Annotated in this window: 25 protein-coding genes, 1 pseudogene and 1 riboswitch; of the genes and pseudogenes, 17 read left to right on the top strand and 9 right to left on the bottom strand. The window is 69.8% G+C overall.

Going from position 1 to position 23,811, the window contains the following annotated elements; genetic code table 11:
* The first annotated feature begins 308 nt into the window (after positions 1-308).
* The 6 genes from RT323_RS10815 to RT323_RS10790 all read left to right on the top strand — a co-directional run bounded on the left by RT323_RS10815 (position 309) and on the right by RT323_RS10790 (position 6,131).
* Complete coding sequence (locus RT323_RS10815) at positions 309-692, top strand: iron-sulfur cluster assembly accessory protein (protein ID WP_313408143.1); 384 nt, start codon at positions 309-311, stop codon at positions 690-692.
* A gap of 79 nt (positions 693-771) precedes the next feature.
* The gene (locus RT323_RS10810) at positions 772-1,779 is read left to right on the top strand and encodes a carbohydrate kinase family protein (protein ID WP_313408141.1); all 1,008 of its coding nucleotides are present in this window, start codon (positions 772-774) and stop codon (positions 1,777-1,779) included.
* A 106-nt stretch (positions 1,780-1,885) separates the two neighbouring features.
* Positions 1,886-2,719, top strand: coding sequence for a cytochrome c oxidase subunit II (gene coxB, locus RT323_RS10805; RefSeq protein ID WP_313408138.1), 834 nt, complete (start codon positions 1,886-1,888; stop codon positions 2,717-2,719).
* Complete coding sequence (gene ctaD / locus RT323_RS10800; protein WP_313408135.1) at positions 2,719-4,470, top strand: cytochrome c oxidase subunit I; 1,752 nt, start codon at positions 2,719-2,721, stop codon at positions 4,468-4,470. Before coxB ends, ctaD begins: the two co-directional genes overlap by 1 nt.
* Positions 4,471-4,473: 3 nt before the next feature.
* Positions 4,474-4,869 (top strand): cytochrome c oxidase subunit 4, encoded by a 396-nt coding sequence (locus tag RT323_RS10795; protein ID WP_313408134.1) that lies wholly within the window; start codon positions 4,474-4,476, stop codon positions 4,867-4,869.
* 89 nt (positions 4,870-4,958) lie between these two features.
* Positions 4,959-6,131 carry an Ig-like domain-containing protein gene (locus tag RT323_RS10790; protein WP_313408131.1) on the top strand — a complete coding sequence of 391 codons (1,173 nt, stop codon included), beginning with the start codon at positions 4,959-4,961 and terminating at the stop codon, positions 6,129-6,131.
* Between the two features lie 18 nt (positions 6,132-6,149).
* Here the strand turns inward: RT323_RS10790 and RT323_RS10785 are convergent, their stop codons facing one another.
* Positions 6,150-6,725: an HhH-GPD-type base excision DNA repair protein gene (locus RT323_RS10785; protein WP_313408128.1), complete on the bottom strand. Its 576-nt coding sequence runs from the start codon at positions 6,723-6,725 to the stop codon at positions 6,150-6,152.
* A gap of 20 nt (positions 6,726-6,745) precedes the next feature.
* Positions 6,746-8,035 carry a condensation domain-containing protein gene (locus tag RT323_RS10780; protein ID WP_313408125.1) on the bottom strand — a complete coding sequence of 430 codons (1,290 nt, stop codon included), beginning with the start codon at positions 8,033-8,035 and terminating at the stop codon, positions 6,746-6,748.
* A gap of 45 nt (positions 8,036-8,080) precedes the next feature.
* Here RT323_RS10780 and RT323_RS10775 point away from each other — a divergent pair, with 45 nt between their 5' ends.
* Positions 8,081-8,863 (top strand): alpha/beta hydrolase, encoded by a 783-nt coding sequence (locus tag RT323_RS10775; protein ID WP_313408123.1) that lies wholly within the window; start codon positions 8,081-8,083, stop codon positions 8,861-8,863.
* 54 nt (positions 8,864-8,917) lie between these two features.
* Here the strand turns inward: RT323_RS10775 and RT323_RS10770 are convergent, their stop codons facing one another.
* The 4 genes from RT323_RS10770 to RT323_RS10755 all read right to left on the bottom strand — a co-directional run bounded on the left by RT323_RS10770 (position 8,918) and on the right by RT323_RS10755 (position 13,248).
* A complete protein-coding gene (locus RT323_RS10770) occupies positions 8,918-10,633 on the bottom strand; it encodes a cytochrome bc complex cytochrome b subunit (protein ID WP_313408120.1) in 1,716 nt (571 codons plus the stop codon).
* On the bottom strand, positions 10,630-11,721 hold the full coding sequence (locus tag RT323_RS10765) for a Rieske 2Fe-2S domain-containing protein (RefSeq protein WP_313408118.1): 1,092 nt from the start codon (positions 11,719-11,721) through the stop codon (positions 10,630-10,632). Before RT323_RS10765 ends, RT323_RS10770 begins: the two co-directional genes overlap by 4 nt.
* Entirely contained in the window at positions 11,718-12,554 is an 837-nt protein-coding gene (locus RT323_RS10760; protein ID WP_313408115.1) for a cytochrome c, read from the bottom strand. The genes RT323_RS10765 and RT323_RS10760 overlap by 4 nt, the downstream gene beginning before the upstream one ends.
* 151 nt (positions 12,555-12,705) lie before the next feature.
* Positions 12,706-13,248 carry a heme-copper oxidase subunit III gene (locus RT323_RS10755; RefSeq protein WP_313408148.1) on the bottom strand — a complete coding sequence of 181 codons (543 nt, stop codon included), beginning with the start codon at positions 13,246-13,248 and terminating at the stop codon, positions 12,706-12,708.
* 87 nt (positions 13,249-13,335) lie between these two features.
* Here RT323_RS10755 and RT323_RS10750 point away from each other — a divergent pair, with 87 nt between their 5' ends.
* Both RT323_RS10750 and trpD read left to right on the top strand, forming a co-directional pair.
* Positions 13,336-13,746, top strand: a complete 411-nt coding sequence (locus RT323_RS10750; protein ID WP_313408112.1) for a hypothetical protein — start codon at positions 13,336-13,338, stop codon at positions 13,744-13,746.
* A 14-nt stretch (positions 13,747-13,760) separates the two neighbouring features.
* Complete coding sequence (trpD, locus tag RT323_RS10745) at positions 13,761-14,798, top strand: anthranilate phosphoribosyltransferase (protein WP_313408109.1); 1,038 nt, start codon at positions 13,761-13,763, stop codon at positions 14,796-14,798.
* Between the two features lie 21 nt (positions 14,799-14,819).
* Here trpD and RT323_RS10740 read toward each other — a convergent pair whose 3' ends face one another.
* Both RT323_RS10740 and RT323_RS10735 read right to left on the bottom strand, forming a co-directional pair.
* A complete protein-coding gene (locus RT323_RS10740; RefSeq protein ID WP_313408106.1) occupies positions 14,820-15,098 on the bottom strand; it encodes an Lrp/AsnC ligand binding domain-containing protein in 279 nt (92 codons plus the stop codon).
* A gap of 21 nt (positions 15,099-15,119) precedes the next feature.
* Complete coding sequence (locus RT323_RS10735) at positions 15,120-16,838, bottom strand: DEDD exonuclease domain-containing protein (protein ID WP_313408103.1); 1,719 nt, start codon at positions 16,836-16,838, stop codon at positions 15,120-15,122.
* An 88-nt stretch (positions 16,839-16,926) separates the two neighbouring features.
* Here RT323_RS10735 and RT323_RS10730 point away from each other — a divergent pair, with 88 nt between their 5' ends.
* The 6 genes and pseudogenes from RT323_RS10730 (at position 16,927) to RT323_RS10705 (ending at position 20,871) form a co-directional block, all read left to right on the top strand.
* Positions 16,927-17,166, top strand: a complete 240-nt coding sequence (locus RT323_RS10730) for a hypothetical protein (protein ID WP_313408101.1) — start codon at positions 16,927-16,929, stop codon at positions 17,164-17,166.
* Between the two features lie 43 nt (positions 17,167-17,209).
* Positions 17,210-17,370: riboswitch (cyclic di-AMP (ydaO/yuaA leader) on the top strand.
* Positions 17,371-17,380: 10 nt separating this feature from the next.
* Complete coding sequence (locus tag RT323_RS10725) at positions 17,381-18,337, top strand: NlpC/P60 family protein (RefSeq protein WP_313408099.1); 957 nt, start codon at positions 17,381-17,383, stop codon at positions 18,335-18,337.
* A 51-nt stretch (positions 18,338-18,388) separates the two neighbouring features.
* Entirely contained in the window at positions 18,389-19,129 is a 741-nt protein-coding gene (locus tag RT323_RS10720) for a hemerythrin domain-containing protein (RefSeq protein ID WP_313408096.1), read from the top strand.
* Positions 19,126-19,490: pseudogene (locus RT323_RS16730) on the top strand (alcohol dehydrogenase catalytic domain-containing protein); the annotation flags it as partial. The gene RT323_RS10720 and the pseudogene RT323_RS16730, both read left to right, overlap by 4 nt.
* 84 nt (positions 19,491-19,574) lie before the next feature.
* Positions 19,575-20,270 carry a zinc-binding dehydrogenase gene (locus tag RT323_RS10710; protein WP_396172269.1) on the top strand — a complete coding sequence of 232 codons (696 nt, stop codon included), beginning with the start codon at positions 19,575-19,577 and terminating at the stop codon, positions 20,268-20,270.
* A 10-nt stretch (positions 20,271-20,280) separates the two neighbouring features.
* Positions 20,281-20,871, top strand: coding sequence for a hypothetical protein (locus RT323_RS10705; RefSeq protein ID WP_313408094.1), 591 nt, complete (start codon positions 20,281-20,283; stop codon positions 20,869-20,871).
* Here the strand turns inward: RT323_RS10705 and RT323_RS10700 are convergent, their stop codons facing one another.
* Positions 20,872-22,614: an AMP-dependent synthetase/ligase gene (locus tag RT323_RS10700; protein WP_313408091.1), complete on the bottom strand. Its 1,743-nt coding sequence runs from the start codon at positions 22,612-22,614 to the stop codon at positions 20,872-20,874.
* Positions 22,615-22,687: 73 nt separating this feature from the next.
* Here RT323_RS10700 and RT323_RS10695 point away from each other — a divergent pair, with 73 nt between their 5' ends.
* The gene (locus RT323_RS10695) at positions 22,688-23,137 is read left to right on the top strand and encodes an SRPBCC family protein (RefSeq protein ID WP_313408088.1); all 450 of its coding nucleotides are present in this window, start codon (positions 22,688-22,690) and stop codon (positions 23,135-23,137) included.
* A partial coding sequence (locus RT323_RS10690) for an ROK family protein (RefSeq protein WP_313408086.1) occupies positions 23,130-23,811 on the top strand: 682 nt, incomplete at its 3' end. The genes RT323_RS10695 and RT323_RS10690, both read left to right, overlap by 8 nt.

Genomic DNA, 23,811 nt, shown 5'->3' with positions numbered 1-23,811 from the left:
CCTGCCTCGTCCTGGCCGGGCGCGTGGACGTCGGCAGCCGCGAGATGCGCGCCCTGGGGGTCGAGTCGGCCTACGGTGTCGTCGACCGGGTGGGCCAGGAGGCCGCGATGGCCGAGCCGGCGCGGCACCTCGCCGACCTCGCCGCGCGCGTGGCCCGCTCGTGGTCCGTCTGAGGCTCGTGGTCCTCCTGCCAACATGGCGCGCCGCTCGATCCGCCACCCCCAGCGCGTACCATGGGGAATCGAAACGGATCGACCCGTGTTGCACACCAGTGACAGACCGATCCATCCGTCGACCGAGGAGCCTCGATGACCGCCACGGACCAGACCAGCACCGACCCCACCGCGACGTCCACGTCCACGCCTGCTGACGGGATCACCCTGTCGTCGGGTGCGGCCAGCAAGGTGAAGAGCCTGTTGGACCAGGAGGGTCGCGACGACCTGGCCCTGCGCATCGCGGTGCAGCCCGGCGGCTGCTCCGGACTGCGCTACCAGCTCTTCTTCGACGAGCGCTCGCTCGACGGCGACGAGATCCGCGAGTTCGACGGCGTCAACGTCGTCGTCGACCGGATGAGCCTGCCGTACCTGCACGGCGCGACGATCGACTTCGTCGACACGATCGAGAAGCAGGGCTTCACGATCGACAACCCCATGGCCACGGGCTCGTGCGCCTGCGGCGACTCGTTCCACTGAGTCGGTCGACCCACACACGCTGATCGGGGCGTGCCCACCGCATTGCGGAGGGCACGCCCCGATCGCGTATGGTCGCTGGGTGCACCTCGCAATCGCCGGTTCGGTCGCGACCGACCACCTGCAGACCTTCGACGGCAAGTTCTCCGACTCGCTCGTCCCCGACCAGCTGGACAAGCTGGCGGTGTCGTTCCTGGTCGATGACCTCGACGTCCGTCGCGGCGGCTGCGCCGCCAACATCTCGTTCGGCCTGGGCAGCCTGGGGCTGCACCCGACGCTCGTCGCCGCCGTCGGGCGCGACTTCGTCGACCAGGGCTACCGGGCCTGGCTCGAGAACGCGGGCGTCGACTGCGCCCGCCTGCTGATCTCGCCCACCCTGCACACGGCGCTGTGCACCATCACGACCGACGCGGCGCACGCGCAGATCGTCACGTTCTACCCCGGTGCGATGGCCCAGGCCCGCCAGATCGACATCGCGCAGCTGCACGCCGACACGCCCATCGACCTGCTGCTGATCGGCCCGGACGACCCCGAGGGCATGCTGCGGCACACCCGCGCCGCGCGTGAGCTCGCCATCCCGTTCGCCGCCGACCCGTCCCAGCAGCTCGCGTGGGCCGACGGCGAGCTGATCGCCGACCTCATCGACGGCGCCGCCTACCTGTTCAGCAACGACTACGAGGCCGCGCTCATCGCCAAGAAGACCGGCTGGAGCGACGAGGACATCGCCGAGCGCGTCGGCGTCCGCGTCGTGACGCACGGCAAGGACGGCTGCGTCGTCCACGCCGCCGACGGCACACGCCACGAGGTGCCGGCCGTCGACGGCGTCACCGCGGTCGACCCGACCGGAGTCGGCGACAGCTTCCGCGCGGGCTTCCTGGCGGGCGTCGCGGCGGGTCTGGACCTGCAGCGCGCGGCCCAGGTGGGCTGCACGATCGCCGCCAGTGTCGTCGAGACGATCGGCACGCAGGAGTACCGCTTGGATCGCGAGGGATTCCTCGATCGCGTCGGCTCGACGTACGGCGACCAGGCCCGGGCCGACATCGGCTCGGCCCTCTCGATCAGCCATGATGACGTAGTCAAGTCAGGCTGACCTAACCCCCGATGCGGGCACTCGCCTGCGTTACTGTTGTTCAAAACCACCCTGTGGTCAGATCTTCTGAGAAAGGCGCTCCGTGGGTCGGATGAAACTGGCGGTAATGACCGCCCTGGCCGCCGTCGTACTCGGCGGTTGCTCCCCCTTGGACGAGTCGGACCTGAGCCGACTCGCGCTCCCTGTCGCCGGCTCGGACCGGTCGATCTACATGTGGAACCTGTGGCTCGGCACGTGGATCGCGGTGCTGGTCGTGTTCGTCGTGGTCTTCGGCATGATCCTGTACGCGCCGATCAAGTACCGCCGCAGGAACGTCGATGACCCGGCGCCGGTCCAGGTCCGCTACAACCTCCCGCTGGAGGCGCTCTACACGATCGCTCCGGTCATCGTCGTGGCCATCTTCTTCTTCCACACCGTGGACGCCCAGAACGGGCTGCTCGAAGAGGTCGAGAATCCCGATCACACGATCGAGGTCGTCGGCAGCAAGTGGCAGTGGACCTTCAACTACCTCGACGGCGCCCCCGGCGGTGAGCCCGTGTACGACCAGGGTGACACCGCGAACCTGCCCGAGCTGTGGCTTCCGGTCGACGAGTCCGTCAAGTTCGAGCTCATCTCGCCGGACGTCATCCACTCGTTCTGGGTTCCCGAGTTCTACATGAAGATGGACGTCGTCCCGGGCAAGATCCCCGGCAAGGACGGCAACAACCAATTCACGATGACGCCGAACCGTGAAGGCACCTTCACGGGCCGCTGTGCCGAGCTGTGCGGCGTCTACCACTCCCGCATGCTGTTCAAGGTCAAGGTCGTCTCCGCACAGGAGTACCGCGCGCACCTCGCCGACCTCGAGGCAGCCGGGCAGGTGGGTGCGCCGCAGGGCGCGGCTGCCGCGAACAGCATCGCCGGCCTCAAGGCCGATGGCGAGAACGAACCGGAGGACTGATGGCGACCGCAACCTTCGACGCCCCGCAGGAGAGGGCCCTGCCTCGCGAGCAGACCTCGCTGGGGAAGAAGGCCTTCACGCTGCTGACGACCACCGACCACAAGGTCATCGGTCAGATGTACGCCGCGACGACGTTCTTCTTCTTCGTCTTCGGCGGCATCCTGGCGCTCATCATCCGCGCCGAGCTGGCCCGCCCGGGCACGCAGGTCGTCGGGGATGAGACCTACAACCAGCTGTTCACCATGCATGGCACGATCATGCTGCTGATGTTCGCGACGCCACTGTTCTTCGCGTTCGGCAACATGATCATGCCGCTGCAGATCGGCGCGCCCGACGTGGCGTTCCCGCGTCTGAACATGTTCAGCTACTGGATGTACCTGTTCGGCTCGCTGATCGCGGTGTCGGGCTTCGTGGTCCCCGGCGGCGCCGCCAGCTTCGGTTGGTTCGCGTACCTGCCGCTCTCGGACTCGATCAACAGCCCCGGCATCGGCGGCGACCTGTGGGTCATGGGCCTGTACATGTCGGGCTTGGGCACGATCCTGGGCGCGGTCAACTTCATCACCACGATCTTCTGCATGCGCGCTCCGGGCATGACCATGTTCCGGATGCCGATCTTCGTGTGGAACACGCTGGTCACCAGCATCCTGATCATCGTCGTGTTCCCGGTCTTCGGTGCCGCGCTGCTCGCCATGGGCGCGGACCGCATGCTCGGTGCGCACGTGTTCGACCCATCGTCGGGTGGACCGATCATGTACCAGCACCTGTTCTGGTTCTTCGGCCACCCCGAGGTCTACATCATCGCGTTGCCGTTCTTCGGCATCATCACCGAAGTGCTGCCCGTCTTCAGCCGCAAGCCGGTCTTCGGCTACGTCGGACTGGTCGCGGCCACCCTGGCGATCGCGGTGCTGTCGTCCGCGGTGTGGGCGCACCACATGTTCGCCACGGGTGCGGTCAATCTTGCGTTCTTCAGCTTCATGACACTGTTGATCGGTGTGCCAACCGGCGTGAAGTTCTTCAACTGGATCGGCACGATGTGGGGCGGGTCCGTCTCGTTCGACTCGCCGATGCTGTTCGCACTGGGCTTCCTGACGACCTTCCTCTTCGGCGGTCTGACGGGCATCATCCTGGCGTCGCCGGCACTGGACTTCCACTTGTCCGACACGTACTTCGTCGTGGCGCACTTCCACTACGTCGTGTTCGGCACGGTCGTGTTCGCGATGTTCGCGGGCTACTACTACTGGTGGCCCAAGATGACGGGCCGGATGCTCGACGAGAAGCTCGGCAAGATCCACTTCTGGCTCCTGTTCGTCGGCTTCCACCTGACGTTCCTGGTCCAGCACTGGCTCGGCGTCGAGGGCTTCCCCCGTCGCTACGCCGACTACCTGCCCACGGACGGGTTCACGCGCCTCAACGAGATCTCGACGATCGGTGCGTTCCTGCTCGGCGCCTCGACGCTGCCGTTCATCTACAACGTGTGGAAGTCGCGCAAGGCCCCCATGGTCAACCAGGACGACCCGTGGGGCTGGGGCCGCACGCTCGAGTGGGCCACCTCCAGCCCGCCGCCGCGCCACAACTTCGTGTCGCTGCCGCGGATCCGCTCGGAGAGCCCGGCGTTCGACCTGCACCACCCGGACGTCGTGGCACTCGAGATGGCGCAGAACCCCGAGGCCAACGAGCCCGGTGCCGACACCCCCGACCTCGAGGGTCGTGGCGAGGCGCTCGGCCAGAACAACCCGAAGGCAGGTGAGTGACCGATGCGCAAGGAGTTCTGGCTCTTCTTCAGCTGCGGTGTCTTCTTCATCATCGTCACGCCCGTCTACTGGGCTCTCTCACACGAGGTCACCGGCACGGTCGCCCTGACGATGGCGATGCTGCTGTTCTTCATGATCAGCTTCTACCTGTACTTCGTGACCCGGGCGATCCCCGAGCGTCCCGAAGACCGCAAGGGTGGCGAGATCGCGGAGGGTGCCGGCGAGCTCGGCTTCTTCCCGCCGTACAGCTGGTGGCCGCTGTGGGCCGCGCTGTCCTTCGGCCTGCTGATGCTCGGCATCGTGTTCGGCTGGTGGATGTTCATCATGGCCTTGCCGATCGGCGCGATGTGCGTCGTCGGTTGGCTGTTCGAGTTCTACCGCGGTGACCACGCTCACTGATCGGACCCACTCGTGAACGTGCCCGGTGCCTCGGCACCGGGCACGTTTCGTTGTCCCGGGGGTCGGGCGTGTCTGCCTAGACTGCTGGGGTGAGATTCGTACGAACACCCCTCGTGGTGCTGGTGGCGCTCCTGTTGATGCTCTCCGCGTGCACCGACGACGGGGGAGTGGCCAACCCGGTCGACGCGGTCCGCCAGGACCCGCTCACGATCGAGCCCAGCGTCGCCGAGGGCGCGACCGACGTCGCCGTGGACTCGGTCGTGCACGTCGACGGCTTCGACGGCGAGCTGACGACCGTGTCGCTCGCGGCGAAGGACGGCTCCGCCGAGGTGCCGGGCACGGTCCACGGCGTTCGGTGGACGGCTGACGACTACCTCGAGGCGGCGACGACGTACGTGCTGAGTGCCAGTGGCGTCGGCGACGACGGCGAGAAGGTCGAGTCGACGACGACGTTCACGACGCGAGCGCTGTCGCTGGACGAGCAGACCTACCCGTCCGTGGCGCCGCTGCAGGGCGAGACTGTCGGCATCGGCATGCCGGTGATCGTCATGTTCGACGTCCCGGTGACCGATCGCGCTGCGTTCGAGAAGCGCATGGCGGTCACGGCGAAGCCCTCCACCGAGGGCGGCTGGTACTGGCTGAGCGACAACACGGCGCACTGGCGGCCGAAGAGCTTCTGGAAGCCGGGGACCAAGGTGTCGGTCGACCTCGACCTGAACAGCGTGCCCGCCGGCGGGGGCGTCTACGGGCAGCAGGACCAGCACGTGGACTTCACCGTCGGCCGCTCCGTCGTCTCGGTCGTGGACACGAAGAAGCACCAGATGACCGTCAAGGTCAACGGGAAGGTCGCGCGCCGGATCCCGGTGTCGACCGGCGACGCCGACCACCGCAGCCGCAACGGCACCAAGGTGATCATGGAGAAGCACGCGTCGATCGACATGGACGCCGCGACGACCGGTGTCGACTCCGCCGACCCGGGCTACTACAACCTCAAGGGCGTCAAGTGGGCCATGCGCGTCACGAACTCGGGCGAGTTCCTGCACGCCGCGCCGTGGTCGGCCGCCAGCCAGGGCAACGCCAACGTCAGCCACGGCTGCGTCGGCATGAGCACCGAGGCGGCGGGTTGGTACTTCCGCCAGAGCAAGCGGGGCGACGTCGTGAAGTACATCGGCAGCCCGCGACGGCTCGAGCCGGCGAACGGCTGGACCGACTGGAACCGGTCGTGGAGCGAATGGCTCGAGGGCTCCGCGCTGGCCTCCTGAGCGGCCGTCTGGTGGTGCTCAGCCCTGCTTGGCGGCCTTGGCCGCGGCCTTCTGCTCGCGCTTGAACTCACGTACCTTGGTCAGCGACTCCGGGCTGGTGATGTCCGCGACGCTGCGGTGACCGGGCTGCCCGTAGTCGCCCGCCGCCTCGCGCCACCCGTCGCCGTCGAAGCCGTACTGCTTGCCCAGCAGGGCGAGGAAGATCTTCGCCTTCTGCTCCCCGAACCCCGGCAGCGCCTTGAGCCGCTTCAGGACCTCGGGACCGGTGGGGGAGTCGCGGGTCCAGATCGCCGCCGCGTCACCGTCCCAGTCGTCGCGGACGGTCGCGGCCAGCGCCTGCACGCGCGACGCCATCGAGCCGGGGTAGCGGTGCACCGCCGGCGTCTGGCGGAAGACGGCCTCGAACGCCTCCGGCTCCTGGGCTGCGATCTCGGCCGGGTCGATCGTGCCCACGCGCTCGTGGATCTTCGCCGGCCCGGCGAACGCCGTCTCCATCGCGACCTGCTGGTCCAGGAGCATCCCCACGAGCAGGGCGAAGGGGTCGTCGGTCAGCAGCTGGTCGGCGGTCGCGTCGCCGGTGATCGAGAGGCTCATGGCCCCATCGTCCCATTCGGTCAGCCGGCGGCAAGGTCGCGCATGCGGGCCACGAGCGCGTCGAGCCAGGTGCCGACGCTCCGGCGGGCCTCGAGGGTGTCGGGGTAGCGGCACCGCAGGTGGACGCCGGAGTCGTCGATGATGAACCACAGCATCACGCCGTCGGTCTCGATGTTCGCGCTGACGTACTGGGCGTCGAGGCCGGCGGTGTCGATACGCACCGGCAGCCGTCTCATGTCGAGCCACGAGACGGCGAACATCCCCGGCGCCTCGGGCATGCCGCCCCACGGCTCCATGAGGTCGGCCAGTGGCCACGAGCCGAGGCGGATCGCCTCGCGCACCGCAGCTGAGCAGGCCTGCGGCGAGGCGTCGTCAGACTCCAGGACCGAGTTGGTGATGAACCAGCCCACCGAGTCGTGCCAGCGCTCCTCATGGCGGCTGTGCACGGGGAACACGGCCCGCAGGGCGGTGCCCGCGAGCTCGCGCGTCACGGCCGTCATGGACGCCACGGCGAGCGCGAGCGTCGAGACGCCCTCGTGACCGGCCCGGGCGGAGAAGTCGGCGAGGCTCTGCAGGTCGAGCACGTCACGGATGACGACTCGCTCGGGTTGCGGGGCCGGATCGCCGAGGGGGAGGGGGAAGCGCGGCATCGCGCCGCCGCCGTGCTCGATGACCTCGGCCCAGCGCCGGCGCACCTCGTCCGGGGCGGGAGGCATCTCCTGCAGGGCGCGCGTGTGCTCCGCGAACGACGGCACCTGCGGCGGGACGGGGCGCTGTCCCGAGCGCACCTGGTCGAGGGCGATGAGAAGGTCGCGGGCGATCACCAGCATCGACCACATGTCCACGTGGGCGTGGTCGGCGGCCACGACGAGCGAGGGGCCGTCGGCGGTCTCGATGACGCAGAAGCGGTGGGAGGGGCGGCCGAAGGGACGGCAACCGGCGTCGAGCACGTCGCGGACGGCCGCGTTCATGGGCTGCCCGGGCAGCACGTCGTGCTCGGTCCAGCCGCCGTCCTCGACCTCGACCTGGTGCAGCCGCACGGCCCCGTCCTCGCCGGGCACGAAGGTGGAGCGCAACGTCCCGTGTCCGGCCACCACCGCCTCCCAGGCGGCCGCGAGGTCGTCCCGAGGCACCGGAGAGGGCAGCCGCATCGCCAAGGCCATCCAGGAGCCCGGACGGTCGCCGAGGCCCACATGACGCGCCTGGTCGAAGGAGACCGGCAGCGCATCGCCCGGCGCCGAGACCGTCAGGTCGTGGCTCAGCAGGGGACCGAACGGGAGCCGCAGGTGGGCGACGTGCGTGAGTCGCATGCCAGTAACCTATTGCCTCGACACCCCCCGAGCTCAGGAGCCACGGTGCATCGCTTCCCCGTGCCGCACGCGGAGCTCGCCTGGGCGTTCAGCGACGAGTCCGGCCCGGCGGTCGTCCAGCTGCACGGCCTCACGTCGAGCCGCGCCCGCGACCGACTGCTCGACCTCGACCTGGGCCGCGAGCTGTCCGGCACGCGGCTCCTGCGGTACGACGCGCGGGGCCACGGGCACTCCAGCGGCCGGCCCGAGCCGGCCGACTACCGCTGGTCGAACCTGGCCGACGACCTGCTGCGGCTGCTGGACCGATGGTTCCCCGGCGAGCAGGTCCACGGCGTCGGGCCGTCCATGGGCACGGCCACGCTGCTGCACGCGGCGGTCCGTGAGCCCGACCGGTTCAGCGGCTTCACGCTGCTGTTGCCGCCGACGGCCTGGGAGACCCGTCGGGCACGCGCGGGGGACTACGACCGACTGGCCGACCTGATCGAGACGCAGGGGCTGGAGCGCTTCTTGGCCGACTGCCGGGACGAGGTGCGCCCTCCCGCGGCCGTGGGGGATCCCGACACCGTGCCGCACGTCCCGGTCGAGCTGCTGCCGTCGATCTACCGTGGGGCGGCGCTCAGCGACCTGCCCGCCGCGGACGAGCTCGCGACGATCGACGTCCCCACCACGATCCTGGCGTGGGTGGGCGACCTCGCTCATCCGGTCTCGACGGCGCAAGCGCTCGCGCGGATCATGCCCAGGACCCGCCTGTCGGTCGCGTCGGACGCCGAGGAGGTCCGGGGCTGGCCGGCGATCCTGGCGAACGACCTGGCCGGTCCCACGCACTGAGCACGAACGACGAAGGCCCCGACCGTGACGGTCGGGGCCTTCGTACGTGGTGACTCAGTGGACGCGCGGGACACCCGTCTCGGAGACGCCCTGGAAGTCGTCGCCCAGCTCGATCGGGTGCTCGCCGCCACCGGCGAGGTGCTCTGCAGCGTGCTCCATGTCGTGCGCCGTCGGCTTGTCGACGGAGCCGTGGAAGTAGAACGCCCGCATCTTCTGGCGGAACGACTGCTTGCGGTAGCCGGGGTTGCGGACACCGTTCGCGTCGTGCTTGTGGACGATTTCGTCCTCCAGTTGCGGCAGACGCTCGCGCGACGACGTGAGTGCGTACGCCTGCGAGGTCGGCAGCGGGGCGTGACGCTCCGCGTAGCCGCCGTCGGGGGAGCGGTCGATGACTCCGGTCTCCCAGCCGTGCGTCAGCGTCTCGTTGTCCTTGCGCTGCAGCGAGATGCAGATGCGCTTGGTGATGATGAACGCGATGACCGGGAAGATGAAGAACCCGAAGCGCAGGACCCACGTGATCGCGAAGATGTCCAGGCCGAACTTCAGCGCGATGATGTCGTTGCCGCCGGCCATCCAGCCGACGCCGTACATCGTCATGGCGCCGACACCGAGCGCGGTGCGCACCGGCGCGTTGCGCGGACGCTCCAGCAGGTGGTGCTCACGCTGGTCGCCAGTGATCCACCGCTCGATGAACGGCCACAGTGCCAGCGAGGTGAACAGCAGACCGAGGCCGCCGACACCGGGGATGAAGACGCTCCATGTGAAGGTCCGGTTGAACCACGTTGTCTCCAGCGGCGGCATGAGGCGCACCAGGCCCTCGGAGAAGCCCATGTACCAGTCCGGCTGGGAGCCGGCCGTCACCTCGGCGGGGTTGTACGGTCCGTACGCCCACACGGGGTTGATCTGGATGAGCGCACCCATGAGCGCGGTGAAGCCGAAGACGATGAAGAAGAACCCGCCGGCCTTGGCCATGTACACCGGCAGCATCGGGTAGCCGACGACGTTCTGCTCGGTACGCCCGGCGCCGGGCCACTGCGTGTGCTTGTGGAAGACGAGCAGCAGCATGTGGGCGCCGATCAGGCCCAGCAGGATCGCCGGGATCAGCAGGATGTGCGCCATGTACAGGCGCGGGACGATCAGCTCGCCGGGGAACTCGCCGCCGAAGATGAAGAACTCGACGTAGGAGCCGACCAGCGGGACGGAGCGGATCATGCCGTTGACGAACCTCAGGCCGGTGCCCGAGAGCAGGTCGTCGGGAAGCGAGTAGCCCGCGAAGCCCTCGACCATGCCCAGGGAGAGCAGGCCGACGCCGATGAGCCAGTTGACCTCACGCGGCTTGCGGTACGCGCCGGTGAAGAACACGCGCATCATGTGGGCGAACATCGACGCCACGAACAGGGCCGCGGCCCAGTGGTGGATCTGGCGCATCAGCAGGCCGCCGCGGATGTCGAACGAGATGTGCAGCGTGGAGGCGTAGGCCTCAGACATCGGGATGCCGCGCAACGGGCCGTAGGAGCCGTTGTACTCGACCTCGCTCATGCTGGGGACGAACCACAGCGTGAGGAAGACACCGGTCAGCAGCAGGACGACGAAGCTCCACAGGGCGATCTCGCCGAGCATGAAGGACCAGTGCTCGGGGAAGACCTTGCGCAGGTTCTTCTTGCCGGCACCCGCGAGGCCCAGACGGTCGTCGAGCCACCCGACCGGACCGGCCAGCTTCTTGCCGGTGGGGGAGTCCTCGACTCGTGTGAACGTGCTGCTCTGGCTCATGCGTCACCGCCGAACTTCTTGTCGAGCTTCTTCTGGTCGCGAGCCAGCTCGGGGTAGCTGGGAGTCACGATCTCGGGGAAGTCGCTCACGGCGACCAGGTAGCCCTCGCTGTCGACCGCGAGCGGCAGCTGCGGCAGGGGACGAACGGCGGGACCGAAGATGACCTTGCCGTTGTCGGCCAGGTCGAACGTCGACTGGTGGCACGGGCACAGGACGTGGTGCGTCTGCTGCTCCCACAGGCTGATCGGGCAGCCGACGTGCGTGCAGATCTTGGAGTAGCACAAGATGCCGTCGATGCCCCAGTTCTCACGGCCCTTCGTCGGCGTGATGTCCTCGGGACGCATGCGGACCAGGATGACCGCGGCCTTCGCCTTGGCGGCCAGGACCTCGTGACCGTGCATGACGGGGTGACCCTCGTCGTCGGTCTCGAAGAAGACGGCGGGCTCGGCGTTGACGAGCTGACCGACCTCGAGGTCAGCCGGACGGATCGGCGTGCCGGAGACGTCGTTGACGACGCGCATGCCCTTCTTCCACACCGTCTCGGTGTGGCCGTAGGGGAGCGGGCCGAGGTCACGCAGCAGCACGATCGCGGGCAGGCCCATGGCGCCGACGGCGCCGAGCAGGCTGTTGCGGATGAGCGGGCGACGACCGATGCCGCTCTCCTGGATGCCGGCGTTGATGTCGTCCATGACCGCGGAACGGTCCTCGTCGCTCGAGCGGGCCGGGTGACGCATCTCGACCATCTCGTGGTCGCCCATGAGCTTCTTGGCCCACTGGATGATGCCGACGCCGATGAGCAGCAGGCCGGAGCCCAAGGTCGTGCCGAACGCGAAGTTCTGCGCGGACCAGCCGCCGAAGGCGTTGCCCGAGTTCGGGTCGCCGAACGCGAAGATCCGCGTCTCGGAGTCGATCGTGAAGTACGCGACGCAGAAGCCGAGCAGCAGCAGCGTGGCCACGCCGAACATGCCGGCGATCTGGCGCTCGGTGCGTCGCTCCTGGTTGACGTCGACGTCCTGCGGGCGGTACTGGTGCGCCGCCAGTCCGGGATCGGCGATCGGGTCGCCGCCGGTGGGTTCCAGTTCCGTCATCGCTTCTTCGACCTCGTTCCGTGCATTCCGATCCAGACCGCGAACAGGGAGAGCCCGCCGATGCCCAGGATCCAGGCGAAGACGCCGTCGACCACCGGGCCGAGGCCGCCGCCGCCGATGCCGCCGGCGTTGCCCTGCTGCTGGACGGTCTTGACGTACGCGATGATGTTGCGCTTGTCCTCGGGAGTCAGCACCTCGTCAGAGAAGACGGGCATCTGCTGCGGGCCGGTCAGCATGGCCTCGTAGATGTGGATGGCATCGACGTTCTTCAGCGTCGGTGCGTAGCGGCCACTGGGCAGGGCGCCACCGGCGCCGACCGAGTTGTGGCACGCGGTGCAGTTGGTGCGGAAGAACTCGCCGCCCTTGGAGATGCCCTCGGGGTCGACGTCCTGCCAGTTGAGGTCGTCATCGGACGGACGTGCCGGTCCGGGGGCGAGCGAGGCGACGTAGGCGGCGATCTGGTCGATCTCCTCTTGCGTGTACTCGTTGGCCTTGCGGGGGGCCTGGGGCGCCGTCTGCGCCATGGGCATGCGGCCGGTCTCCATCTGGAAGCCGACGGCGGCCGCCCCGACGCCGATCAGCGACGGGCCGTAGTTGCCGGCCTTGCCATCGGTGCCGGCGGTGGTGATGCCCTCGGCGTTGAGTCCGTGGCAGCTCGCGCAGCCGACGACGAAGAGCTGGCGCCCGGCATCGATCTCGGACGCGGGGGAGGCCTCGGCCGTGGCCGGTTCCGGCGCGACCGCCGCGTAGGCGGCGCCGGTCAGCAAGAGCGCCAGGGCCAGTAGCGCCAGCAGCGCCATGGGGTGGCGGCGCCGTGTCGACAGTTTCCGCACCGAGAACCTCGTTCCTGAGAGATCGTTTTCGGACCAGTGGAGGAGGCGCCGATCGAGGCGCTTCCAGGGGATGTTCGGGCCCATGCGTTCGCCTCAGCGTAGCGAGGTCCGACCTGTGACTGTGTAGTTAGGTACGCCTATCCCCAAGGGGTCAGCGGATGATGTAGATGGCCGCGAAGAGGGCCACCCAGACGACGTCGACGAAGTGCCAGTAGTAGGACACGACGATGGCCGAGACGGCCTGCTCGTGCGTGAACTTGCGGGCCGCGTAGGTGCGCGCGACGACGATCAGGAAGGCCAGCAGGCCGCCGATCACGTGGATGCCGTGGAAGCCGGTCGCCAGGTAGAAGAGGCTGCCGTAGGTGGAGCTCTGGATCGTGAGGCCCTCGTGGACGAGCTCGGCGTACTCGGTGGCCTGTCCGCCGATGAAGATCGAGCCCATGATGAAGCTGATGATGAACCACTTGCGCATTCCGGCGGCGTTGCCCTTGGCCGCGGCGTAGACGCCGAGCTGGCAGGTGACCGACGACAGCACCAGGATCGTGGTGTTGACCGTGGCGAATGGGATGTTCAGCAGCTCGGTCTCCTGGGCCCACAGGTCCGGCGTCACACTGCGCGCCGTGAAGTAGGCCGCGAACAGGGTCGCGAAGAACATCAACTCACTGGACAGCCACACGATGGTGCCGACCGTCACGTAGGACGGCCGACCCTCGACGCCGTGGAGTCGGGACGCGGGGATCGCAGAAGTAGTTGCCACGTGCCCATTATGTACGATGCCCACGTGAGCGAACACCAGCCCCTGCGAGTCCTGCTCTTCAGCGATGATCGCGACGTCCGAGCCTCCGTGCTCGCGGCGCTCGGCACCCGCCCGCACCCCGACCTCCCGGCCCTCGAGTTCATCGAATGCGCCACCGAGCCGGCCGTGTGGAAGGAACTCGACGCCGGGGGTGTCGACCTCGCGATCCTCGACGGCGAGGCGGCTCCGGCCGGGGGGATGGGCATCGCGCGCCAGATGAAGGACGAGCTCTACCAGGCGCCGCCGGCGCTCGTGCTGACCGGCCGTCCGCAGGACGCGTGGCTCGCGACCTGGTCGCGTGCGGAGGCGGTCGTGAACCGCCCGATCGAGCCGCTGCGGCTCGCCGAGGCGGTCATCGACCTGCTGCGCACGGCCGTCGCCGGCGCCACGCGTTGAGCGACCCGCGCCTCATGTCCCACACCTGGCCTGCCGTCCTGGGCGCGCTGATCGATCGTCGCGACCTCGACAGTGAGGCAACCACGTGGGCGATGGGGGAGATCCTGTCCGGCGATGCGACGGGTGCCCAGATCGCGGGGTTCGCGGTCGCGCTGCGTGCCAAGGGCGAGACGGCCGTCGAGCTGCAGGGCCTCGTCGACGCGATGTATGCCAAGGCGACCGTCCTCGACCTCGACGACCGCGTCGTCGACATCGTCGGCACCGGCGGCGACATGGCCAAGACGGTCAACATCTCGTCGATGGCGGCGGTCACCACGGCCGGTGCCGGCATCGGCGTCGTCAAGCACGGCAACCGCGCGGCCTCCAGCCAGACGGGCACGGCCGACGTCTTCGAGAGGCTGGGGGTGCGCCTGGACGTTCCCGCCGAGCACGTGCTGGACGTCTATCGCGAGGCCGGCATCACCTTCTGCTTCGCGCCGGTGTTCCATCCGTCGATGCGGTTCGCCGGACCGGCTCGTCGCGAGCTCGCGATCCCGACGTTCTTCAACTTCCTCGGTCCGCTGACGAACCCCGCGCGGCCCGCCGCGTCGGCGATCGGCTGTGCGGACCCGCGGATGGCGCCACTCATGGCCGAGGTGCTGGCGCGCCGCGGTGCGACCGCCTTCGTGTTCCGTGGCGACGACGGACTGGACGAGATCACCGTGACGACGACGACGCGGTTCTGGCTGCCGGGTCCCGACGGCATCGAGGAGCACACGTTCGATCCGGCCGACCTGGGCATCGCCCACGCGCCGGTCGACGCGCTGCGCGGCGGTGAGGCGGAGTACAACGCCGACGTGTTCCGCCGCGTCCTGGCCGGTGAGCCCGGACCCGTGCGCGATGCGGTCGTCCTCAACGCGGGCGCCGCGATCGCGGCGTTCGAGGCGGTCACCGGGTCGTTGACCGAGCGGCTGGCCGCCGGTGTGGCCCGCGCGCGAGAGTCGATCGACTCCGGCGCCGCCCAGGAGGCGCTGGCCCGCTGGGTCGAGGCCACCGGTCGCCACGTCGGCTGACCGGACCCGGACCGGCGGGAGTCAGTCCAGGCCGATGGCGAAGGCGTCCTCGAGGTCGTGCCGGCTGAAAGCGCGGAACGCGATCTGGGTCTGCGTGGACAGCACGCCAGGCACCTTGTTGAGCCGGTCGGCGACGACCGAGGCGATCTCGTCGTGGTTGCGCACGCGGACCATGGCGATCAGGTCGTGGTCGCCCGTGACGGAGTAGACCTCGCTGACGCCCGCGATGTCGGCGATCGCGGCTCCCGTCTCGGGGATCGACGAGACCTCGGCCTGGATGAAGACGATGGCGGTGATCACCGGATCAGCGTAGCGCCGGGCTCACGCCGGCCGGGCGAACTGGCGCTCGATGTCGAACCGCTCGAGGTGCCGGGCCGCGGCCGGCCACGGCGACAGCCACGAGCCCCGCACCATCCGCACACCGGGGGACTCCAGCCAGCGCAGGATGCTCTCGGTCTCCTCGATGAGCGCGGCCGGGAGGGGACGCGGGGCGGCCTCCACGGACTCTGCTGTCGTGAGCAGCGTGTCGACCCCCCCGGCCGTCGCGCCGGGGGTACGGGCCACGTCCCGGGGCAGGATCGCCGCGGCCGCGAGCCGACCGTGACGCACGACGTGCACCTGCCAGCCGTCCTGGTGGGGTGCCGCGGCGATCACCTCGGGCTGGCGCGAGAGCGAGTCGAGGCGCTGGGTGCGGCGCACGGCCCGGATCAGGCTGGCCGCGCGGTCGCGCATCACCGCGGCGTCCTCGAACCGCTGGGACTCGGCCAGGTGCGCCATCCGCTGCTCGAGGTGGGCGACGACCTCGACGGGATCGGCGGACATCGCCCGGCGGACCCGGCCCACCTCGTGCGTGTAGTCCTCGACGGTGACCGCTCCGTCGCAGGGGGACAGGCACTGGCCGAGCTCGGCCAGGACGCACGCGGCACGGCTGGGGGTGATCGGCAGGCGACCCGCGCACTGGCGGATCCGGAACGCGTCGTGCAGGGTCGCGAGGGCGGCCTCGGCCTGCTTGCGGCTGTTGAACGGCCCGATGTGCGTCGCGCCGCCCTCGACGACCGTGCGGACCAGCGAGATCCGCGGCCAGGGCTCGTCGGTGAGCCGCAGCCACATGGCGCGCTCGGGGAACTTCGAGCGGCGGTTGTACGGCGGCCGGTGCCGGTCGATCAGCCGCAGCTCGCGGACGCGGGCCTCGGTGTCGGTGGCGCACACGACGGTGTCGACCTTCTCGGCCAGCGCGATCATCTCGCCCATGCGGGTGCGCGTCTCGGCCTTGGTGAAGTAGGAGCGCACGCGCGCGCGCAGCGAGCGCGACGTGCCGACGTAGAGCACCTCGCCGCGCGTGTCGCGGAACAGGTAGACGCCCGGCGCTTCGGGCAGGCCGTCGGCGAGGTGCTTCTTGCGGCGCTGCTCGGGCGTGACCCGGGAGGTGAACGAGGCGACGTCCTCGACCGTGGCCACGCCCCACGTGCCGAGCCGCTCGAACAGGGCGTGCAGGACGTCGACCGTGGCGCGCGCATCGGTCAGCGCGCGGTGGTCGGGCTGGACGGGCGAGAAGCGGGCCGCCAAGGTGGCCAGCTTCACGTTGGGTACCTCGTCGCGCAGCAGGACCCGGCGGGCCAGCACGGCCGTGTCGACGACGTCGAACCCCGGCCAGTCGATGCCGAGCTCGCCGGCCGCGTGCTTGAGGAAGCCGACGTCGAACGGGGCGTTGTGGGCCACCAGCACGCTGCCGCGCGCGAACTCGAGGAAGCTGGGCAGCACCTCGGCGATGCGTGGTGCCTCGACGACCATCTGGTCGGTGATGCCGGTGAGCACCGTGATGAAGGCCGGGATGACCTGGTCCGGGTTGACCAGCGTCTGGAACTCGCCGAGGATCTCGCCGCCGCGCACCTTGACCGCGCCGACCTCGGTGATCCTGGACCCCTTCTTGGGGGAGCCCCCGGTCGTCTCGAGGTCGACGACGCAGAACGTCGTGTCGTGCAAGGGCCGCCCGCCCCAGTCGATGTCCGGGTCGTCGAAGGCGGGTTGGTGCATGGCCATGCAGTGACCGTAGGTGCCGGGTCCGACGAATCCGGGCAGGCGCCGGTGTGATCCGAAACTGTCGGAGGAGGCACCTAGCGTCACGCCCATGAACGAGATGGAAACCCCGGCACCCATGGTCGTCGACTGTGACAGTTGCCTCGTCCGCTGCGCGGCGGTGTGTGCCGACTGCGTCGTCTCCGTGCTGCTCGGGCCGCCGTCCGAGCACGTCAGCTTCGACTCCGACGAGCAGGCCGCGCTCGACACGCTCGCCGCGTCCGGGCTCGTCCCGCCGCTGCGCCTCGTGGTCAGCGTCCCCGATCCCCAACCCCAGCTCGACGCGGGTTGAATGTGCCACGACCGGCGAACTACAGTGGCGTCTTGTGTCGCCGAAGGTGGCACCGCCGAATCGTCGGTGACCGGCCCGCCGGGCTGGGTGCACGACGAACCGGGGAACCAAGTACGTGGGGTGAATCGACCGGCTCGCCGGTCGTAGGGCAAGACCGAGGCCCGAATCCGTCAGCTCACCTGGTAGGCGTCGAGGTACTTCAGGAGTCTTTTTCGTGCGCTTTCGCACCAGTGCGGCCCTCGTGTCCGCCACCGCCTTCGTGGCCGGTTCCTTCATCGTCGTCTCGCCGGCCCAGGCCGATCCCGAGGTCACGCAGGCCGACGTCGAGAAGGCGTTCGACCGCGCCGAGGCCGCCAACGAGAAGCTGAACGGCCTCACCGAGGACACGCGCGAGCTCGACCGCCGCATCGCCGAGGTCTCCGGTGAGATCCGCCAGATCCGCAAGGTCTACCGCGTCCAGCGCGCCGAGCTCGGCGCCGACATCGTCCAGCAGCAGCTCGAGCAGCCGCTCGGCCCGACGGTGGGGCTGCTCGCCAGCCAGGACCCCGACCTGTTCATCGAGGGCCTCAGCGCGATCGACGCCCTCAACTCCACGCGCGCCGACGCGCTCGAGTCGTTCACCCGCACGCGGGTCGAGCTCGAGAAGCGCCAGGCCCAGCTGGCCGAGCACCAGGAGTCGCTCGGCGACAAGGTTGAAGCCGCCGAGAAGACCAAGAAGAAGCTCGACGAGTCGTACCAGCAGGCGAAGTCGGACTTCGCGCTGCTGAGCGCCGCGCAGCAGTCCTCCATGAGCAACAGCGACGTCACGTCGGTGCGCAACGCCGGAGCCGGTGCCGCGAAGAAGGCGATCGCCTTCGCGATGAACCAGCTCGGCGACCCCTACGTCTACGGCGGGACGGGCCCCGACAGCTGGGACTGCTCGGGCCTGGTGCTGAAGGCGTACGCCGCGGCGGGCGTGTCTTTGCCGCGCGTCGTCGGCCCCCAGATGGCCGCCGGCCGCTCCGTCTCGGCCGCGGACCTGCAGCCGGGCGACCTGGTCGCCTACTCGAGCATGTCGCACATCGGCATCTACCTCGGTGGGGGACAGGTCATCCACGCGCCCCGCCCGGGCAAGAGCGTCGAGATCACCAGCCTGTCCTCGGGCTTCGGGGTCTACGCGCGCGTCTCCTGACACACCGCTCGCACGGCGTGTAGGACGTCGCCTCGCGGGTACGCCCGCGACATGACGTCGCTCGCGAACCAGGACGAACGGCAGCTGGGTGGTCGCCTCAGCGTGCTGACACGCCAGAAGCGCGACCATGTGCGGCTCGACCGCCTGCTGCACGAGCTCGCCGTCGCCGCGCCCGGCGACGACCAGGACCGGGTCCTGCGCCGCATCGCGCGACTGGTGTTCCCGCACGCCTTCGCCGAGGAGTCGGTGCTGTGGCCACTCATGCGCAGCGTGCTGCCCGATGGGGAGCAGCTGACCCTGCAGGTCGAGCTGGAGCACCAGGAGGTCAACGAGCTGTGGAGCTCGCTGGAGCAGCTGGACCCGCTCGACCCGCGGCGTGAGCCCGTGCTCGAGCGGTTGACCCGGGTGCTGCAGCAGGACGTCCGCGACGAGGAGGACGAGCTCTTCCCGCGGTTGCAGGAGCGCACGACGGTGCGCCGGCTGCAGGTGCTGGGCGTCGCGTGGGAGCTGGTCCGGCGCATCTCCCCGACGAGGCCGCACCCCGTCGTCGCCCGTCGCCCGCCCGGGAACGCCCTCGCGGCCCTGCCGCTGACCCTCACCGACCGGGCCCGCGACAACCTCGATCGCATCGCCCGAAGGTCCGATCGCCTCCGCGACCCCGCCGTCCGCGCCAGCGAGGCGCTCGCCGTGCTCGCGGGGCGGATCGAGCAGCTGGCACCGTTGCGCGCCGGCGAACGCAGCGCCACCAGCCGCTCGTGGGCGAGCGCGGGACAGATCGGAGGACACGCATGAGGGCGATGGTCTACCGGGGGCCGTACCGGGTCCGGGTCGAGGAGAAGGACCACCCCAGGATCGAGCACCCCAACGACGCGATCGTCCGGGTCACCCGTGCGGCGATCTGCGGCTCGGACCTGCACCTGTTCCACGGGATGATGCCGGACACGCGCGTGGGCACGACCTTCGGGCACGAGTTCATCGGCGTGGTCGACGAGGTGGGCCCGTCCGTGCGGACCTGCAGGTCGGCGACCGCGTCATGGTGCCGTTCAACGTCTTCTGCGGGACCTGCTACTTCTGCGCGAAGGGCCTGTACTCGAACTGCCACAACGTCAACCCCAACGCGACGGCGGTCGGCGGGATCTACGGCTACTCCCACACCACCGGCGGCTATGACGGGGGGCAGGCCGAGTACGTCCGCGTCCCGTTCGCCGACGTCGGCCCGACCGTGATCCCCGGCTGGATGCACGAGGAGGACGCGCTGATGTGCACCGATGCCCTGCCCACGGGCTACTTCGGCGCCCAGCTGGCCGGGATCTCCCAGGCCGACGTGGTGGTCGTGTTCGGGGCGGGACCCGTCGGGCTGTTCGCGGCGAAGTCGGCGTGGCTCATGGGTGCCGGGCGCGTGATCGTCGTCGACCACCTGCAGGAGCGCCTCGAGTTCGCCGCCCAGTTCGCCCACGCGGAGACCGTCAACTTCGGTCACCACCGCGACGTCGTGGTCCACCTCAAGAAGATCACCGACGACCTCGGTGCCGACGTCGTGATCGAGGCGGTCGGCGCGGAGGCCGACGGGAACCTGCTCCAGCACGTCACCGCCGCCAAGCTCAAGCTCCAGGGCGGGTCGCCGATCGCCCTGAACTGGGCGATCGACGCCGTCCGCAAGGGCGGAACGGTGTCGGTGATGGGTGCCTACGGCCCGATGTTCAGCGCCGTGAAGTTCGGCGACGCGCTCAACAAGGGACTGACGCTGCGGATGAACCAGTGCCCGGTGAAGCGCCAGTGGCCACGCCTGTTCGAGCACATCCGCAACGGTCACATCTCTCCCCGGGAGATCATCACGCATCGCATCCCGCTGGAGGACATCGCCGAGGGGTACCACCTGTTCTCGGCCAAGCTCGACGGGTGCATCAAGCCCGTCATCGTCCCGGGAGCGTGAGGAGAGACCGATGGCGAAGATCCCCTACATCCGAGGCGTCCGTCCCGGCGTCCCGAGTCCGGAGGAGCTGCGCGCGCGCATTCCCGGCTGGGGCGTCGACCTCGACCCGGCCGACCGTCCGGCCGTCCCGCGCGAGCTCGTCGACGGCGTGCCCGACGGCGTGCTGTGGGACTACCCCGACGAGCAGTCGGAGACGTCCCCTCGGGAGCGCTCGATCGAGCACGCGCAGCTGACGCCCGTCTTCGGCACGGTCGCGCCGCTGCAGGGCGTGGCCGGCGCGATCCGGCGGCTCGCGTACGCGCGCTTCAGCGAGGCCCGCGCGGCGCACTGGCTGCTGCTGCTGGGAGCCGACCGGGTCGAGAGCAAGGAGCACCTCGTCCGGGCGTATCTGGACGGCCGGCCCGACGACCCGGTCGCCGAGACCGGCGTCACCGCGGAGACCGGCACCGGCACGACGAGCGTCACGTCCCGCCTGCGCGGAGGACGGGTGGACCAGCACCAGGTGCTGGACCCCGTCGTCATCGCGCTGCCGGCGATCGCGGGCGGCTGGCTGACGTGGCGCGTCCTGCGTGGCGCGGCCCGGCGGGCCGCCGGGCACTGATCAGCGGACGTAGAGCGCCTCGATGGTGTCGTGCAGGTCGCGCACGACCATGTGGCGCTTGACCTTGAACGACGGCGTCAGGTAGCCGTTCTCCTCGGTCCAGTCCTCGGGCAGGATCGCGAACTTGCGGATGGCCTCGGCGCGCGAGACCTGCGTGTTCGCGTCGTCGACGGCCTTCTGCACCTGGTCGCGCAGCTCGGGGTCGTCGAGGTCGCCGGTCCAGGCCTCGGGATCGATCGTGATGAGCGCGGAGACGAAGGGCTTGCCCTCGCCCACGACGAGGCACTGGCTGATGATCGGGTGGGCGCGCACGCGGTCCTCGAGGATCGCCGGCGAGACGTTCTTGCCGCCGGCGGTGACGATGATCTCCTTCTTGCGGCCCGTGATGCGCACGAAGCCGTCCTCGGAGATCTCGCCCACGTCGCCGGTGGAGAACCAACCGTCCTCGGACAGCACGTCGCGCGTGGCGGTCTCGGCGTTCCAGTAACCCTTGAAGACCTGCGGGCCACGGAACTGCAGCTCGCCGTCGTCGCCGAGGCGCACCTCGACCTCGGGGAAGGGCTGCCCGACGGTGCCGATGCGCTGGCCCGCGGGGTGGTTGGCGGTCAGCGCGGCGGTCGTCTCGGTCAGGCCGTAGCCCTCGAAGACGTTGAGGCCGACGCCCTTGAAGAAGTGACCCAGACGGTCGCCCAGGGGCGCGCCACCGGAGATCGCGTACTTCGCGCGGCCGCCCAGGGCCTGGCGGAGCTTGGTGTAGACGAGCCGGTCGAACAGCGCGTGCTTCGCCTTCAGCGCCAAGGAGGCCTTGCCGTCCTCGGTCGCCCTGGAGTAGGCGATCGAGGTGCGCACGGCAGCGTCGAAGATCTTGCCCTTGCCCTCGGAGTAGGCCTTGGTGCTGGCCGAGTTGAAGACCTTCTCGAACACGCGCGGCACGGCCAGCACGAACGTGGGCCTGAACTCGCCCAGGGTCTCGACGAGGGCCGAGACGTCGGCCGTGTGGCCCAGCACCGCGCCGTGGCGGATCGCCCCGACCTGGATGATGCGGGCGAACACGTGGGCGAGCGGCAGGAACAGCAGCGTGGAGGAGCCCGGCGCGAACATCACGTCGAGGCGCTCGTTCGCGCCCCACAGCTCGGCGCGGAAGTTCGCGTGCGTGAGCATGCAGCCCTTCGGGCGACCGGTCGTGCCGGAGGTGTAGATCAAGGTAGCGACGTCGCCGGCCTTCACGGCCGAGCGGCGGGCCTCGAGCGCGGCGTCGTCGACCGTCGAGCCCTCGACGGCGAGCGCGCCCAGGACGTCCTCGATCGGACGAACGGTCGTCAGCTCGGGCGCCTCGACCTGGGCCTGGGTGACGCGGGCGAGGTGCTCGTCGCTCTCGTAGAACAGGTGGGTCGCCCCGGAGTCCGCCAGGATCCAGGCGATCTGGGACGCGGCGGAGGTCTCGTAGATCGGGACCGTGATGCCACCGATCCACCAGATCGCGTAGTCCAGGACGGTCCACTCGTAGCGGGTCTTGGCCAGGACGGCCACGCGTCCGCCGTGCTCGATGCCGGCTGCGAGCAGGCCCTTGGCCGCCGCGGTGACCTCGGTGTGGAAGCGACCGAGCGTGACGTCGGTCCACGTGCCGTCGACGACGCGACGCAGGGCGACGTCGTCGCGGTGGGCCTCGAGCCGGTCGAGGACGTCGTGGCTGAGCGTGCCCCAGCGGTCGATGTTCGTGGCGTGGGGATTCTGCGTGTTCACAGAGAGCACCGTACTCGCTCCGCGGAGAGCGACGACGCGCCGATAGGGTGGATCCCAGGGCGAGGAGGTGGACATGGCACGCACCGTCAGCGACATCGTGATCGAGGCGCCGGCCGCTGAGGTCATGGGCGTGATCGCGGCGTTCGACGACTATCCGCACTGGGCCACCGGGATGCGCGAGGTGTCCGTCGTGCGCTTCGACGACCGCGGCCGGCCCCTCGACGTGCGGTTCGTCGTGGACTCGCCGCCGATCCGCGACACCTTCACCCTGAGGTACGACTGGCGTGACGAACGTCTCGTGACCTGGAGCCTCGTTCCGGACGAGGCGTCGATGCTGACGGCCATGGACGGCTCCTACACGCTCGATCCCGTCTCGGACGCACGCACGCGCGTCACCTACCAGCTGGCGGTCGACCTGCGGCTGCCGTTGCTCGGCATGCTCAAGCGCAAGGCCGAGAAGGTCATCGTGGACACCGCGCTCAAGGGACTCAAGGGGCGAGTCGAGAGCCGGTCGCGTGCCTGAGCGCCTCGCCGTCGGCATCGACATCGGCGGCACCAAGATCGCCGGCGGGGTGGTGGACGAGGACGGTCGCGTCCTGGCCCGCTCACGTCGCGCGACCCCCACGACCGATGCGCTGGCGGTCCTGGACGCGATCGCCGGGATCGTCGAGGAGTTCCGCGAGGCCTACCAGGTCCGCGCCGTCGGGGTCGGCGCCGCCGGCTACGTCGACGTGACCGGGTCGACCGTCGTGTTCTCGCCGCACCTGGCCTGGCGCAACGAGCCCCTGCGTGACGCGGTCGTGCGGCGGACGGGCCTGCCGGTCCTGGTCGACAACGACGCGAACGCCGCGGGCTGGGCGGAGTGGCGGTTCGGCGCCGCCCAGAACCAGCCCGACGTCGTCCTGGTGAACCTCGGGACCGGGATCGGCGGGGCGATGGTCCTCGACGGCCGTCTCTATCGCGGCCACTCGGGCATGGCGGGGGAGTTCGGCCACCAGCGGGTCGTCGACGAGGGGCGGCCGTGCGAGTGCGGCAACCGCGGCTGCTGGGAGCAGTACGCCAGTGGGCACGTGCTGGACCGGCGCGCGCTCGCCGCGGTCGAGAGCGGCACCGACATCGGCCGCGCTCTGCTCGACCTGGTGGGGCGCGGCGGCCAGGTCGACGGCAGGGCGGTCGGCGAGCTGGCCGCGCGGGGCC

Source organism: Aeromicrobium sp. (assembly GCF_032084975.1).
Taxonomy (GTDB): Bacteria; Actinomycetota; Actinomycetes; order Propionibacteriales; family Nocardioidaceae; genus Aeromicrobium.
The sequence above is the reverse complement of the archived record's forward strand: the minus strand, read 5'-3'. Positions and strand labels throughout refer to the sequence as shown.

Bases quoted from the DNA above. Each gene is read 5' to 3' on its own strand.
- RT323_RS10735 (WP_313408103.1), bottom strand. From the start codon at position 16,838: ATGGCCATGCACCAACCCGCCTTCGACGACCCGGACATCGACTGGGGC.
- RT323_RS10780 (WP_313408125.1), bottom strand. From the start codon at position 8,035: ATGCGACTCACGCACGTCGCCCACCTGCGGCTCCCGTTCGGTCCCCTG.
- RT323_RS10770 (WP_313408120.1), bottom strand. From the start codon at position 10,633: ATGAGCCAGAGCAGCACGTTCACACGAGTCGAGGACTCCCCCACCGGC.
- RT323_RS10730 (WP_313408101.1), top strand. From the start codon at position 16,927: ATGAACGAGATGGAAACCCCGGCACCCATGGTCGTCGACTGTGACAGT.
- RT323_RS10785 (WP_313408128.1), bottom strand. From the start codon at position 6,725: ATGAGCCTCTCGATCACCGGCGACGCGACCGCCGACCAGCTGCTGACC.
- RT323_RS10695 (WP_313408088.1), top strand. From the start codon at position 22,688: ATGGCACGCACCGTCAGCGACATCGTGATCGAGGCGCCGGCCGCTGAG.
- RT323_RS10720 (WP_313408096.1), top strand. From the start codon at position 18,389: ATGACGTCGCTCGCGAACCAGGACGAACGGCAGCTGGGTGGTCGCCTC.
- RT323_RS10815 (WP_313408143.1), top strand. From the start codon at position 309: ATGACCGCCACGGACCAGACCAGCACCGACCCCACCGCGACGTCCACG.
- RT323_RS10795 (WP_313408134.1), top strand. From the start codon at position 4,474: ATGCGCAAGGAGTTCTGGCTCTTCTTCAGCTGCGGTGTCTTCTTCATC.
- RT323_RS10705 (WP_313408094.1), top strand. From the start codon at position 20,281: ATGGCGAAGATCCCCTACATCCGAGGCGTCCGTCCCGGCGTCCCGAGT.
- trpD (WP_313408109.1), top strand. From the start codon at position 13,761: ATGTCCCACACCTGGCCTGCCGTCCTGGGCGCGCTGATCGATCGTCGC.
- RT323_RS10710 (WP_396172269.1), top strand. From the start codon at position 19,575: ATGCACGAGGAGGACGCGCTGATGTGCACCGATGCCCTGCCCACGGGC.
- ctaD (WP_313408135.1), top strand. From the start codon at position 2,719: ATGGCGACCGCAACCTTCGACGCCCCGCAGGAGAGGGCCCTGCCTCGC.
- RT323_RS10765 (WP_313408118.1), bottom strand. From the start codon at position 11,721: ATGACGGAACTGGAACCCACCGGCGGCGACCCGATCGCCGATCCCGGA.
- coxB (WP_313408138.1), top strand. From the start codon at position 1,886: ATGACCGCCCTGGCCGCCGTCGTACTCGGCGGTTGCTCCCCCTTGGAC.